Genomic DNA, 14,378 nt, shown 5'->3' with positions numbered 1-14,378 from the left:
AAAAAATATTTTGTAGTAAAATTAGCTCAATAAAAATTTATTGTTTTTTGCTTAAAAAAGCAAAAAAAGCAGTTTCAAAACTAGCGCTTATTGGTATTTCTGCCTGATCTATATAAATGATTTTATTCCTTATTCTCTCTATTTTAGAAACAGGAACAATGAAGGAACGGTGCACACGAACGAATTCGGTTTCTGGTAATTTTTGAAGTATAGTTTTCAAAGTCATTCGCGTCACAACCGTTTTTTGATTTTGGATATGAATTTTAAGATAATCATCTAAACCTTCGATGTATAGAATATCCGAAAAAAGAATCTTAACCAAACTATAATCAGCACGAATAAAAAGATGCTGCTGTTCTAAATTCTGATTCTGATATTTCCACTGCTGCAAAGCTTTCTCGGCAGCCTGCTGAAATCGAGAAAAAGAAATCGGTTTTAAAAGATAATCTGTAGCACTTAATGTAAATCCCTCAACAGCATATTGTGAATACGCCGTTGTAAAAATCACCATTGTTTTATGTGGCATTTTTTTATAAAAATCCAATCCTGAAATGGCAGGCATATTTATATCTAAAAATAACAGGTCAACTGGGTATTTTTTAAGGTATTTAAAAGCCTCTTCAGATTTTGAAAATGTTTTCTGCAAATCGATATAATCAATTTCTGCGCATAGACTCTGTAGAATTTCTAATGCGAGAGGTTCATCATCTAATGCAATTGCTTTTATCATACTTTGATACTTAATTTTACAATATACTTATCAGCGCTATTTTCAATTTCCAGCTGGTGTCTGTTTGGATATAATAACGTTAGTCTTTCAATTGTATTTTGTAGACCAATGCCAGTTTCAGATTTGACAGAAAATGTTTTTTTATTAGATACTTCCATCATAAGCATATCTTCTAAAATATCAATATGGATACAAATCTCAGAAGTTTGATCTGGATTTACACCGTGCTTAAAAGCATTTTCAATAAATGAAATTAAAATAAGCGGAGTTATGGATTTACCAAATGGCTTTCCGCTAACTTGATAATCAACCTTGACAGTATTACCCAAGCGCGTTTTTTGGAGTGAGATAAAACTGTTTATATAATTGATTTCTTTGCTTAAATCGATTACTTCCTCATTAGCTTCTGAAATTATATAGCGCATAAGTTCAGAAAGCTGTATAACAGCATCTGGAGTTCTATCGTCTTTCTTTAAAGCCAGCGCATAAATGCTGTTAAGTGTGTTAAACAAAAAATGCGGATTAATCTGCGCTTTCAAAAAAGCAAGTTCAGATTTCATTTTTTCTTTTTCTACATTTTGCAGCCTTCCAGAAATTGCAAATAACAAACTTGAAATCACCCCAAGTAAATACACAAGCGCTGTATGTCCGTATTGTGTTGGCGGCCCGCCCATTGTATCAAGAGGCATTGGATGCGGAGGCATTCCTCGAAAATCTGGCGGTGGTTTTATTCCTTCAAATGGTTTTGGATCACCAGAAAAACTTTTGGGATGAGGTCTAAAATCTAAAAAATTATGATCCGGATGATCTAGAAATCTTGATATCCAAAGAAAAAATAAAAGAAAACAAGCAATCATTATAAAATAAAGTAAGCGCTTGTTTTTAAAATAATATTTGGGAATTAAATAATAGTAGTTAAAATAGAAGAAACACAATAAACTGAAATAAATAAAAAAATAGATTCGGTCGTGTACATTTGAGTACAAATCTGGCCATGTAAAAATGGTTTTTGATGATGTAAATGCATAAGGCAGAAATAAAAAAGCCAAACACAAACACAGATGAAGCGCATAAAACGAAATTTTCCTTTTCATAAATCTTACGGATTTATTCCAAATTTAGCGATCCTCTTGGTTAGAATCAAATTAATGAGGTGAAACCATAAAATCCCGCGATTATAAAATTCTTCTAAACACCTCTAACCTTAACTCAACCAAATAATTTATTCCCTAACTACTTTGTAACATATTTAGAAAAAGACTACATATAACTAATTATTTCAATTGAAGATCCTGTTTATTTTTTATCCTTATTCCATTTAAACATCAAAAAACGCAAAATATGAATTTATCAGAATGGCTTATTTTCATTTTAATTATGCAAATTATTCATGGACTATCTACTTGGAAGCTCTATTTAAAAGCTGGCAGAAAGGCTATAGAATCATTTATTCCAATTTATAATTTAATTGTTTTAATGAAAATTATCAACCGCCCACAATGGTGGTGTTTTCTATTGTTTTTACCTATTATTAATCTTATAATGATTCCTGTGGTCTGGGTAGAAACAATTAGAAGTTTTGGAAAAAACTCGATAGTTGATACTATACTAGTTGTTCTGACATTAGGACTCTACATCACTTTTTTAAATTATACCTCAGAAAATCTTGTATACATTGAAAATAGAGATCTTAATTCTAAATCAAAAGGGGCTGATACAGTAAGTTCTCTTTTATTTGCTATTATTGTCGCTACTCTAGTTCATACTTATATTATTCAGCCTTTTACTATTCCGTCTTCATCATTAGAAAAGACCTTATATATTGGAGATTTTTTATTTGTAAGTAAAATTAATTATGGTCCAAGAACTCCCATGACCACCATTGCGTTGCCAATGGTTCATGACACAATTCCTGTTTTAAATAGAAAATCGTATTTATTTAATGACGATGAGACAAAAAAAGAAACATCATTATTAAACAAGTTTCAGCTACCTTACTTTAGGTTTCCTGCAATAGAAAAAATAGAACGCAACGATATTGTTGTATTTAATCAGCCAGCAGATACATTACGTGATATGGATAATTTTCATCCTGATCGAAATTATTATAAGCCTATCGATAAGAAAACAAATTTAGTAAAGAGATGTGTTGGTATAGCTGGTGATTCTTTAGAAATTCGTAATGGCGATATTTATATTAATGGAAAATTAAGCGTAATGCCTGAAAGCGCGAAGCCACAGTATAACTTTTTTGTTGATACAAAAGGTCAAACAATTGGTCAAGAAGCTCTTGTAAATATGTACGGTGCCAGAGAAGGAATGAAGTACGACAACGGCTTTTTTGCCCAAACTGATAAAGGACAATATTTTTTAACCCTGACTGATAAAGAAGCTGCCTTGATCGCAAAGAATCCAATGTTAAAAAGCGTCACAAAATATTTAACTCCAAAGGGAGTAGACGGTGATGTTTTTCCTCATGTTTCTTCTTTAGGCTGGAATATTGACAATTTTGGACCTATTTACATTCCGAAAAAAGGTGCAACTGTAAAATTGGATTTAAAAACACTGCCTTTTTATAAGAGAATCATTCAAGAATATGAGAAAAATACCTTAATCGTGAATGGAGACAAAATTATGATCAATGGCAAAATCAGCAATTCATACACTTTTAAACAGGATTATTACTGGATGATGGGTGACAATCGCCAGAACTCATTAGATGCTAGATTTTGGGGATATGTTCCTTTTGATCATGTAATTGGGAAACCAGTATTTATATGGTTCAGCTGGGAAAAAGATGGCAAAGGATTAAATAAACTGAGATGGAATCGTATTTTTTCTGTAGTTGGAAACAGCGAACCAAAATCCTATTTATTTCATTTTCTAGCCATCATTGGGCTTTATATTATTGGCAAAAAAATAATTAAAAAAAGAAAACAAAATAAGGTTTAAGTAATATCTGAGTTATTCCCTTTTTAATATCAAAAAAAAGGCAATTTCTCTATTTGATAAATATCTCGTATTCTCTTTTGATGGTTCGAGTAAAAAGTAAGGGAGAGTTTTTTTATTTAAACTCTCCCTCAACATCGAAATTACTAACATTCTAAAAACTCAAAATTTATAGTTGCCTAATCATCAATGTTCTGCTTTTAAATTTATTTTACCTTTTTGAAGTCCTTTACCTGTTACTTCCAGTTGAATTGCGCCTGCAGTTTGAATTGCTTTAACTAGAACCACAAGTTTACCACTAAAAAGCTTCATTTTATTTTGGTGAAATATTACTAATGATGTCGCATCGCCATTACATGCTGCTCTGTAAGTTCCTGCTCCAGTTACTTTAAATTGAAGTTCATTATCTGCCATAGGACACGGAATTCCATTTTTATCAACTACTGAAACCGTTACAAAAGAGATATCTTCACCATCCGCTTTAATGGTTTTTCGATCTGCTTCTAGAACAATTTTATAAGGATCTCCGGCTGTTTTAACTTCATTTTCAGCAGCTATTTTTCCATTTGAATCAAATGCAACAACTTTTACAGTTCCTGGCTCATACTTTACATCATTCCACATTAAACGATAGCGATTTTGTGGAGTTGAATTATTTTTTTTCTGAACTCCCATACTTTTTCCATTTACGAAAAGCTCTGCGCTGTCATAATTCGTGTAAACGAAAACAGGAGTAATTTCCCCTTCTCTTCCCTTCCAATTCCAATGTGGCAGTATATGAAGCGTTTTGTCCTTAGTATTCCATCTGCTTCTATAAAGATAAAATCGGTCTTTAGGAAGTCCTGCTAAATCTGAAATTCCAAAGTAAGAACTTCTAGATGGCCACTTTTCATCATAAGGCGTAGGTTCTCCTAAATAATCAAAACCAGTCCATACAAATTCTCCAATAACCCACGGTTTATCGTCTTGAAGTACAAAATCTTCGTCAGGAACATTGGACCAGTCGCATGCTTCAAGATCGTACGACGAACTCTGAAAATCATCATATTGTTTATTCTTTGCCTGCACAACAGGAAATTTATAAATCCCTCTTGAACTCACTGTTGAAGCTGTTTCTGAACCTAATATAAATCCTTGTGGAAATGTTTTATACGCTTCTTCATAAAGATGCACTCTATAATTTAATCCCGGAATATCGAGCAAAGCTCCAAAGCCAGATTCCATAGTTGCTTTTACCTGATCCATACCAACAGTCACGGGTCTTGTAGGATCTTCACGGTGAAAAATGTCCTGCAGCCATCTGGCACGTTTTACCCCTTCAGCTCCCCATTGATCCGGAACTTCATTTCCGGAACTCCACATTACAATACAAGGATGATTGCGTGTGGCTCTTACTAAATTCACAATGTCTTTTTCTGCATATTCTTCAAAAAAGCGATGATAACCGTTTTGTACTTTTGGCTTTGCCCATTCATCAAAACTTTCTGCAAGAAACATAAATCCCATTTCGTCAGCCAATTCAAGCTGTTCAAAAGAGGGCATATTATGAGAACTTCTAATCGCATTACAGCCCAAATCTTTTAAAATTGTTAGCTGTCTGCGAAGAGCTGCTTTATTTACAGCCGCACCAAGTGGTCCCAAATCATGATGAAGGCAAACTCCTTTGAATTTGGTTACTTTTCCATTAAGACTAAATCCTGTTTTGGGTTCGTATTTAATAAATCGGATACCAAACTTTATATTTTGTTCGTCTTTTAAAGTTCCATCAGCTGCATATAATTTGGTTACTGCTGTATAGAGATAAGGTGTTTCTGGACTCCATAAATGAGAATTAGCAACTTCAATTATTTGATGAAATTTTCCCTGTGTTCCTTCTGTACTTTTTTGTGTCGCTACTATATTATTACTAGCATCCTTTATTTCAGTTACCATTGATACGTTGTTTCCATTAAACTCCGCTTTAATGTCAACATTAGCATTATTGCCTTTCATTTCAGGCGTAGTAATAAAAGTACCCCATTGTGCAAAATTTTCTTCTTCATTCAACACAATGCTTACTTTTCTATAAAGACCTGCTCCTGGATACCATCTTGAAGAAAATGGCTTATTGGTCAATTTTACTGCCAATACATTTTCTTTTCCAACCAAAAGATCATTTGTAATATCAATATAAAAATAGCTGTATCCATACCCCCATTCTCCTATTTTTTTTCCATTTAAAAAAACCTGAGGTTCACTCATTGCACCTTCAAAAATAAGAAGTGCTTTTTTCCCTTTTTTAAACTCTGGGATTGTAAATATATTTCGATACCATCCTGTGCCAATATGTGGAAGTGCTCCAGTACGTCCTGTTTTTTCAGTTGGAACTGTTTCTCCGTTTTGTTCAATTGCGGAAACCTGTTTATCCCATTCTTTATCAAAAGGTCCATAAATAGCCCAATCATGAGGAACACTAACTTTTTCCCATTTTGAAGCATCAAAATCTACTGAAAAAGCATCTCCTTTCACTTCTTTAGAAAAGAGCCAGTTATCTTTTAAAATAACCGTTTTTGATTGTGACATAACTTTTCCAGACGAAAAAATCACTAGAAATAAGAATGATATCGATTTAAAAATTAGTTTCATTTTACTCTTTGTTTTCTTGCCATTAAGAAATCAAGTGTCTAAACTGAACTTTCTTGATTTCTTAAATGGTAGAATTTAATTGATTATTTAATTTTTGAAAGCATCTAATGCTGGTGACGGTTTTCCGTCAGGAAGCCAAGCATTTAACTGATAACCGCTCCAGCTTTTCTCGCCTTCTGGTTCCCAATAAATAACTCCCAAACCTTTATTGTTAGGCACACTTTTTACTGCTTTTATAGTAGCTTCAAGCATTTCTTTTGTGTTTTGCTCTAACGTATAATCACCACCAACTTCAACGACCATAACTTCTTTGTTGTATCGAGAAGCCATATCTTTCAGATTATTTTCTAAATCTGAAATGTTTTCTTTATAATCTGTTTTTAACCAAAAAGGATAATACGAAAGACCAATTATATCATACTTCACTTTATTTTCAGTTGCTTTATCAAAAAACCATCTGAATTTTTCGTTTTTATTTCCTTCATCCAAATGAACAATAACTTTGATTTTTGAATCTATAGCTTTTGTCGCCTCATATCCTTTATTAAGCAATTGAGCCAGTTGATTAAAGTTGTCTGTGCTTCCTTCTGGCCAAAGCATTCCGCCCGGAATTTCATTTCCAACTTGAACCCATTCTGGAGTTACTCCTGCTTTTTTTAACAGCTTCAGAACATCATAAGTATGGTTGTAAACATCAGTTAACAATTCTGGAAAAGAGTGTTTTGCCCATGCTGCAGGTTTATTCTGCTTTGCAGGATCTGCCCAAGAATCGCTGTAATGAAAATTGATCATGATTCGCATTCCCATTTTTTGTGCTCGAACTGCCATAACAACAGTTTCTTCGGGACTGCAATGTCCGCTGGCTTTATCATCATTTGGATTTACCCAAACACGTAATCTGATGGTATTTATTCCACGATCTTTTAGTAATTGAAGACAGTCTTTCTCAGAACCGTCTGTATCGTAAAATTTATAGCCAGTCGCCTCCATTTGCGGTAACCAGCCTACATCTGCTCCTTTAGAAAATGAATATTTTTCAGTTGCCATTTGAGATTTACATGAAGCAAAAAAAATGGCAATTAGCATTAATAAGGAAACATTTTTAAGTAATTTTTTCATGTTTTAGTCTTTACTGAAGGCTTGCATTACTGATAACGCATTGTTATCAAAACTGTATAAAGCTTGATTTTCGAATGTAGAACCGCTTGTTGATTGTGGCCCTTTGAAAGCAACCCATTCACCTCCCCAATACGCAAATCCTTGTCCGAATTCTGATGTTTTTACTATATTTTTAATATCCATTACAAAAGTTCTCTGTCCCGCTGGAGTTGCCGGATATCCAGGCACTAGCTGATCATTTGTCCCTACAATATTATTCGTTTGGTCATTATGTAATAAAGTAAATGGATAAGCCGTTTCTGCGATCAAGACTTTTTTACTGAATTTACTTCCTAAAGCATTAATAGTATTTTTTACTACTTCTAAATCTTTACCATGCCAAACCGGATAATAAGACAGTCCGATATAATCGTAATCAACATTTTTCATTTTGTTGAAGAACCAATCTGTCGCGCCACCATCAACACCTGCATAATGAATCATTATTTTTGCATTTGGAGCTTTACTTCGAACTGTTGCACTTGCGGCACTTAATAAAGCTAAACATTGTTCTTCGTTATTAATTAAATGCCCTTGTGGCCACAATAATCCGCTATTGATTTCATTTCCAATTTGAATAATATCTGGATTGATTTCTGAAATTATTGTTGCTGTATAATCTGAAACTGCTTTTTTTAACTCCGAAAAAGATAAATTTTTCCATTCTTCTGGAGTAGTCTGTATTCCTGGATCAGCCCAATCATCAGAATAATGAACGGTAAGCCAAACTCTTAAACCCGCTTGTCTTACTTTTTGAGCTAACTGTTTTACTTCACTTAAACCAGAACGTCCATTTACAGGATTTTTCCATAAACGAATTCTAACTGTATTACAGCCAGCATTTTTTAGCGTTGTAAGCATTCCTTCGGCTTTGCCGTTGCTGTAAAATTTAGTTCCCAAAGACTCCATTTGAGGAAGAAAAGAAACATCTGAGGCTCTGATAAAAGTATCACTCGCATCTGGTGGAGCAACCGTTTCTGTATCTGTTGAATCATTGCTTGAGCACGAAAACTGAATTGCAGTTATAGCTAATAACCCAAGAATTTTTATATATTTTTTCATGATATGAATTGTAATTAAGAAATTTTGAATTTAAAAAGTAAGTTCTTTTTAATGTAAAGAAGAAGCCTCAAAAAGCTTAGAGAGGCTTCTTCTTATTTTTTAATTCAATTACGGAACTGTTATGAACATGTAACGGCCATCTAAGTCATTGAACCAGATATCATATTTTCCAGCCTCAACAATAATATCTCCACCATTATCGCCCCAGTTAACATCCCAACTATTGTTTGCTTTGAATTTCATTTTTCCAGCTTTTAAAGTTTGAGTAACTTTCCAGATATGTCCATCAAAATCAGATTTTACTAAAGGAACTTCAGTATTCCAACCAGTATCATCACCTGTTAATACAGATCCAGTCAAACCAATCGTAGCATACGTTGTCATTGGTCCTGTATATGGTGTAATTTTATAGGTTAATTCTTCAAGATTTATTTCAAAACTATAATAACCTGCAGCTGTCGTTGGGAAAACACCTGGATCAGAATCGCTTTCTGTTGCTCTGTATTGTACTGCGGCACCATTTGTTCCGTACATTGGAGCCCAAAAACCAATTTGCTCGATTAGTTTAAATCCATCTGCATTAAAATATCCTGTATAATATTGTTTTGCATTTTCTTTAGTATCTCTAAAAATTGGCATATTGTTGTTATCTACACTCCATCCTGCAGATGTACCAGGTCCTACTAAAAACAAATCAACTTTAGGGAATTCACCTCTAAACGGAGTTACTGTAATGGTAATTGGCGTAGATAATTTTGGTTCTGAAAGCGTTGTTCCAACCGTCGATTTAATTCTGATATCAATTGTTCCTTCAACATCAGGCGCAAGTCCAAGAGACAAAGCTTTTGCATTAAGTTCTGCTACCGAAATAGTTGCATGCGTGGTTGTGGCAGTTGTAATATCTACCGGTGCAGCAAATTCAGTATTGCTAGCTGCAAATTGTACTGTATAGGTAACAATTGTTGGAGTCCCGTAACTAACTTTTTCCCAAGTTAAAGTCAGAGCTGTATTGTTTGGTATTTCTTTATTTAAAATAACTGAAGAACCATTCTCTGGAGTTATAAGAGTAAAAGCAGCTTCCTGAGGTTCTAAAATCATTAAATTTTCTTCGTTTTCACAAGACCAGAATCCTGTAAGCAATACTACAGCTATAAATATTTTATATATAAGTTTCATTTTGTATATCGTTTAAGTTAAAAAAATTAGTAACCCGTGTTTTGAGTTAAATTTCTATTTGCTCCCAATGATCCTTCTGGAATTGGAAAAATACTCATGTAAGTAGGAATAGCAATTCCTTTTGAAGAATTTCCTTTCCATGCCCAGTTATAAGATCCTCCAGTATATTTACCAAAACGGATTAAATCTTGTCTTCGGTGTGCTTCCCAGTGTAATTCGCGGGCTCTTTCATCAATAAGAAAATCAAGCGTTAATTCACTTAAAGCTATGTTTCCAACAGTTGAATTAGAATTGGCTCTTTGTCTTAATGCATTTACATAATCTAAAGCTTGAGCTGTTGTTCCGTTTCCGCCTCTTAAAGTAGCTTCTGCATACATCAAATATACATCTGCCAATCTGAATAATGGGAAATCAGTATCTGCATAAGTCGAACTGCTGCCGTTAACTCCTGTTGAAGTTTTATTAGAAAATTTAGATAAAATATAACCTTGTGTTTTTACACCAATATCATCGATATCAATAGATCTTTGTTTTGACGGATCGCCCTGAACACCTTTGCCTATCGTATTTCTAGTGTCTTGGCTGAATTTTGTTCCATCAAACTTTTGAACAAATTCTTTTCTAATTCTAAGTGCTCCTGTCCAACCTCCAATTCCAAAATCAGCACCATTATTTTCCCAAGCACCAATCTGTCCGTTTGTTAAAACAGTTGTTGCTCCCCAGTTTTGAGAAACTGCTCCATCCGATTGGATTCCAAATATGATTTCTTCAGAAGTATTATTATCAGCCTTAAAATTGTCAAGATATTTCGGTTTCAAAGTATAACCGCCAGCAATGATTTCGTTACACATTGCAACACAGTCATCAAAACGATCTTCCTGAATATAAACTTGTGCATTCAAATATATTTTAGCCAAAATCATACGCGCCATAGATTGATCTACTCTTCCGTATTCATTTGTTCTTGGTGCTTTTAAATCAGGTAAAACTGCCTTTAATTCTGATTCCACATAATCAAATAGCTGCTTTCTGTTAAACTCAGGTCCCGCAAAATTTAAAGGATCGTTCTCCGTATACATTGGCGCTTTTCCAAATAAATCCATCATATTATAATAAGCATACGCTCTTAAAACACGAACTTCTTGACGGTAAAGAGCGATATCTGTCAAAAATGCTGCGTCTGTAATACCTCTTGAACTTAATTTTTCTGGTGTGCTCTGACGCAAAAACTCATTTGCATAAGCAACAGAAACCATTGTTCTACTAAACATTCCTAAAATAATAGGATTTGCAGCAGTCCAGATATTACGCTGTAATTCTGCTGTCCCTGCGTCATTTTCATAACTCCAAACCAATTCGTCGGTAGTTAATTCCTGCATGTATAACAAACATCTTGTAAACTGGCTTGTACCAGCATCTACACCTTCAAGCGAAGAATTATCTGGACCAAGCACTCCTGTTAAAGTTAAGTTTCCGTACACTCCGGCAAATGCTTTCTGGTATCCTTCAGGTGTAGAAAATAATACATCCGAAGAAAGAACGTCATCATCTTCCGAAACTACATTTAAATCATCTGTACACGACTGAAAAACCAAAGTCAATGCAACTATTGCTGTTACTATATATTTTTTCATGATTTCGCTATTAAAATTTAAGATTAAGACCAAATAAGATTGATCGCTGTCTTGGATAAATCGTTTTGTCTACACCGTTATTTGTGATTTCAGGATCTAAACCACTGTATTTTGTAAGTACAAAAACATTCTGAACTCCAGTTGATACTCTTAACGAGGCTTTACTGTTTACCCAATTATTTAAAGTATATCCTAGCGTAATGTTGTCTAATTTTAAAAACGAAGCATTTTCAATATAAAGATCTGATAATACAACATTTGAAGTAGTCTGGAAATTAGTATCTAATACCTGAGATGGAATATTACTTAAAACTCCACCATTTTCCATAGCATCATATTGCGCTCTACTTGCGTCTACGGCATTAAAAATTCGGTTGCCAATACTTGCTCTTAAATTAAATGAAAAGTCAAACTTTTTATAATTCATATTAGAAGCAAACCCTAATGTAAAATCTGGATCTGGATTATTATAAATGTATTTATCTGAATCATTTTTAATATTATCACCATTTAAATCTGCAAAAGCTCCTTCGATTGTTTTTCCTTCACTATTATATAACTGTTTGTATACATAGAAAGAATAAGGAGTATAGCCTTCTCTAAAAATTTGTCCAGGAGTTCCTGTTCCTGCAATATTGTCTCCTAAATAGATATCAGTTCCTCCAACTAGATTTTTGATTCTTCTTTCGAACTTGGATATATTAAAATTCATATTCCAATTAAAATTTTCTGTTTTAATTGCATTCGCATTAATCGTAAACTCGATCCCTTTTGTGGTAAAGCTTCCCACATTTTGATAAACACGGTTCGAAAAATTACTTCCATCAGATATTGCTGCATTTACTAACAAATCTTTAGATTCTTTATAATAAACATCAAGTCCAGCAGTTAAGCGATTATCTAAAAATCCGAAATCAAGACCTGCATTGTATGAAGTAGTTTCTTCCCATTTCAAATCGTTTGTTCTTTTTGAAGGAAGTGCAACTGGAATTGGACTATCTCCAAAATAATACTCAGAGTTTCCACCACCCACTTGATATTTTTGCAAGTATCCGTTTGGCTCAGGAATATCCTGCTGTCCTGTAATTCCATAACTTAATCTTAATTTTAAGTCTGATAAGACAGTGCTTTCTTTAAAGAAATCTTCTTTGATTTTCCATCCAAAAGCTACAGAAGGGAAATTCCCCCAACGATTATCTTCTTCAAATCTTGAAGAACCATCTCTTCTGTAAGATAGCGTTAATAAATATTTGTCTCTAAAGTTCAAATTTGTTCTGGCAAAGAATCCTATCAAAACAACATCTGTATCTAGAGTCGTTTCAGGAAATGTTGATGGCAAATCTGGGTTTAGAATATTACCAGTCTCAAATCTTGAACTTTGAAATTTTTGATACGAATAACCACCAGTCAATTCAAAATTTAATGCATTAAAAGTTTTGTTATAAACTAAATAAGTATCTAATAATTTATTTTTTCTAGTTGCTTCTGTGTATTCATCTGTTCCATACGGAATGTTGTTGTTTGATGGCGCAGAACCAGCATCGGCACCAACTAATCTTCTTCTATCTCCATCCGATTCATCAAAACCAACATTTACAACAGCTCTTAAAGCAGGTAAAAAATGAAATTTATAATCTATTTCAAAATTTCCAAAAATTCGATCATTCGTACCTCTATCATTTGTATTTACTAATTGCGAAACAGGGTTTCTTGCAGCCGTTGAAACTAACGGATAATTTCCGTTGGCATCAATCCCTGTAGTATATTCAAAATAACCTCCATAAGGTGCACCTTCAACTTTTATTGGTTGCGTCGGATCAAAACCTATAGCTGCTCCTTCAACAGCATCTGTAAATCTGTTTTTTTCGTTTGTATAATTAGCAGAAAGTCTAAGTTTTAAATGATTGTCAAGAAACGTTGGATTCATTACTAAACCAACCGTATTTCTTTTAAAAGTATTGGTCAAGCGCAATCCCTGCTGATCTGTATTTCCAAGAGTTAAACTTGTTGGAATAATATTGAATAGATTTCCTCTCACAGCTAAACTTTGATCTATCGTACCAGTGTTTCTGTAAATTGCTTTTTGCCAGTCTGTATTTGCAGTTCCAAGTTTATTTAGATCATCGCTTCTTCTGTCTGCAATAACACTTCTAAATTCATCTGCACTAAAAACATCAACCGTTTTAGTCAGCGAACCTGCGGCATATTGCACATTATAATCTACTGATAATGTTTTACTCCCTTTTTTAGTAGTTATAATAATTACACCATTTGAAGCTCTAGAACCATATATCGCAGAGGCTGAAGCATCTTTTAAAACCGTTATCGACTCAACAGTCGCAGGATTTAACGACGCTAAAAAAGAAGAAGATCCTGTATTTGTAGTATTATCAAGAGGTAATCCGTCAATGACAATAAGAGGGTCGTTACTTGCGAAAAGCGAACTTCCTCCTCTAATTCTAATTTGAGAACTAGAACCTGGAGCGCCAGTTGAATTTACTGTTAAACCAGCTACTCTTCCGTTAAACAGACTTTCTGTCGTAACATTATTTCCTTTGTTAAAGTCTTTTGTAGAAAGTGCTGTAACAGATCCTGTAGCATCTTTCTTTTTAACGATTCCGTATCCTACTTGAACGACTACTTCTTTCAGCTGGTTGGTATCTTCTTCAAGATATACAGTAATGTTTTTTTGTGTGCCAACTGGAATCGTCTGGCTGGTATAACCCGTATAGGAAAATGCAATTTGACTATTTGATTTTACTCCAGTTAATTGAAATTTTCCGTCAAAATCAGTAGAGGCGCTAATATTTGCACCTACCACTTTAATGTTTACTCCTGGTATGGGCTGCTTGGAATCCTTTTCCAAGACAATACCACTTATTGTGCTCTGAGCAAAGACACAAAAAGGAAGTAAGAGTAATAAAAGTAAAAATTTGGTTTTAATTCTTTTCATACTTTTAATTAGTTTGGTTTTAAGTTAGTTTGGTTAATTTGTTTGATTACGAAATCATTGCAGAAATATAACCTTTAAGGAAATATTCTCC

Annotated in this window: 9 protein-coding genes; 1 reads left to right on the top strand and 8 read right to left on the bottom strand. The window is 33.7% G+C overall.

What is annotated here, in order from left to right:
- Positions 1-37: 37 nt before the first annotated feature.
- Together DM444_RS03745 and DM444_RS03740 are read right to left on the bottom strand one after the other, a co-directional pair.
- A complete protein-coding gene (locus DM444_RS03745; RefSeq protein WP_111284120.1) occupies positions 38-730 on the bottom strand; it encodes a LytR/AlgR family response regulator transcription factor in 693 nt (230 codons plus the stop codon).
- Positions 727-1,824 carry a sensor histidine kinase gene (locus DM444_RS03740; protein WP_111284118.1) on the bottom strand — a complete coding sequence of 366 codons (1,098 nt, stop codon included), beginning with the start codon at positions 1,822-1,824 and terminating at the stop codon, positions 727-729. The genes DM444_RS03745 and DM444_RS03740 overlap by 4 nt, the downstream gene beginning before the upstream one ends.
- A gap of 247 nt (positions 1,825-2,071) precedes the next feature.
- Between DM444_RS03740 and lepB the strand changes: the two genes are divergently transcribed.
- Positions 2,072-3,682, top strand: a complete 1,611-nt coding sequence (gene lepB / locus DM444_RS03735) for a signal peptidase I (RefSeq protein ID WP_111284116.1) — start codon at positions 2,072-2,074, stop codon at positions 3,680-3,682.
- Between the two features lie 183 nt (positions 3,683-3,865).
- Here the strand turns inward: lepB and DM444_RS03730 are convergent, their stop codons facing one another.
- The 6 genes from DM444_RS03730 to DM444_RS03705 all read right to left on the bottom strand — a co-directional run bounded on the left by DM444_RS03730 (position 3,866) and on the right by DM444_RS03705 (position 14,287).
- On the bottom strand, positions 3,866-6,304 hold the full coding sequence (locus DM444_RS03730) for a DUF4982 domain-containing protein (RefSeq protein ID WP_111284114.1): 2,439 nt from the start codon (positions 6,302-6,304) through the stop codon (positions 3,866-3,868).
- An 87-nt stretch (positions 6,305-6,391) separates the two neighbouring features.
- Positions 6,392-7,423 (bottom strand): glycoside hydrolase family 53 protein, encoded by a 1,032-nt coding sequence (locus tag DM444_RS03725; RefSeq protein ID WP_239455573.1) that lies wholly within the window; start codon positions 7,421-7,423, stop codon positions 6,392-6,394.
- A 3-nt stretch (positions 7,424-7,426) separates the two neighbouring features.
- The gene (locus tag DM444_RS03720; protein ID WP_111284112.1) at positions 7,427-8,524 is read right to left on the bottom strand and encodes a glycoside hydrolase family 53 protein; all 1,098 of its coding nucleotides are present in this window, start codon (positions 8,522-8,524) and stop codon (positions 7,427-7,429) included.
- A gap of 108 nt (positions 8,525-8,632) precedes the next feature.
- Positions 8,633-9,700: a SusE domain-containing protein gene (locus DM444_RS03715; protein WP_111284110.1), complete on the bottom strand. Its 1,068-nt coding sequence runs from the start codon at positions 9,698-9,700 to the stop codon at positions 8,633-8,635.
- A gap of 26 nt (positions 9,701-9,726) precedes the next feature.
- Positions 9,727-11,334, bottom strand: a complete 1,608-nt coding sequence (locus DM444_RS03710) for a RagB/SusD family nutrient uptake outer membrane protein (RefSeq protein WP_111284224.1) — start codon at positions 11,332-11,334, stop codon at positions 9,727-9,729.
- A 10-nt stretch (positions 11,335-11,344) separates the two neighbouring features.
- Entirely contained in the window at positions 11,345-14,287 is a 2,943-nt protein-coding gene (locus tag DM444_RS03705) for a SusC/RagA family TonB-linked outer membrane protein (protein ID WP_111284108.1), read from the bottom strand.
- Between the last annotated feature and the right edge of the window lie 91 nt (positions 14,288-14,378).

Source organism: Flavobacterium ginsenosidimutans (genome assembly GCF_003254625.1).
In the GTDB taxonomy this organism is placed as follows: Bacteria; Bacteroidota; Bacteroidia; order Flavobacteriales; family Flavobacteriaceae; genus Flavobacterium; species Flavobacterium ginsenosidimutans.
This window is presented reverse-complemented; position numbering and strand designations above follow the sequence as displayed.

Coding starts and splice junctions, on each gene's coding strand:
- DM444_RS03715 (WP_111284110.1), bottom strand. CDS start 9,700: ATGAAACTTATATATAAAATATTTATAGCTGTAGTATTGCTTACAGGA.
- DM444_RS03705 (WP_111284108.1), bottom strand. CDS start 14,287: ATGAAAAGAATTAAAACCAAATTTTTACTTTTATTACTCTTACTTCCT.
- DM444_RS03730 (WP_111284114.1), bottom strand. CDS start 6,304: ATGAAACTAATTTTTAAATCGATATCATTCTTATTTCTAGTGATTTTT.
- DM444_RS03740 (WP_111284118.1), bottom strand. CDS start 1,824: ATGAAAAGGAAAATTTCGTTTTATGCGCTTCATCTGTGTTTGTGTTTG.
- lepB (WP_111284116.1), top strand. CDS start 2,072: ATGAATTTATCAGAATGGCTTATTTTCATTTTAATTATGCAAATTATT.
- DM444_RS03725 (WP_239455573.1), bottom strand. CDS start 7,423: ATGAAAAAATTACTTAAAAATGTTTCCTTATTAATGCTAATTGCCATT.
- DM444_RS03710 (WP_111284224.1), bottom strand. CDS start 11,334: ATGAAAAAATATATAGTAACAGCAATAGTTGCATTGACTTTGGTTTTT.
- DM444_RS03720 (WP_111284112.1), bottom strand. CDS start 8,524: ATGAAAAAATATATAAAAATTCTTGGGTTATTAGCTATAACTGCAATT.
- DM444_RS03745 (WP_111284120.1), bottom strand. CDS start 730: ATGATAAAAGCAATTGCATTAGATGATGAACCTCTCGCATTAGAAATT.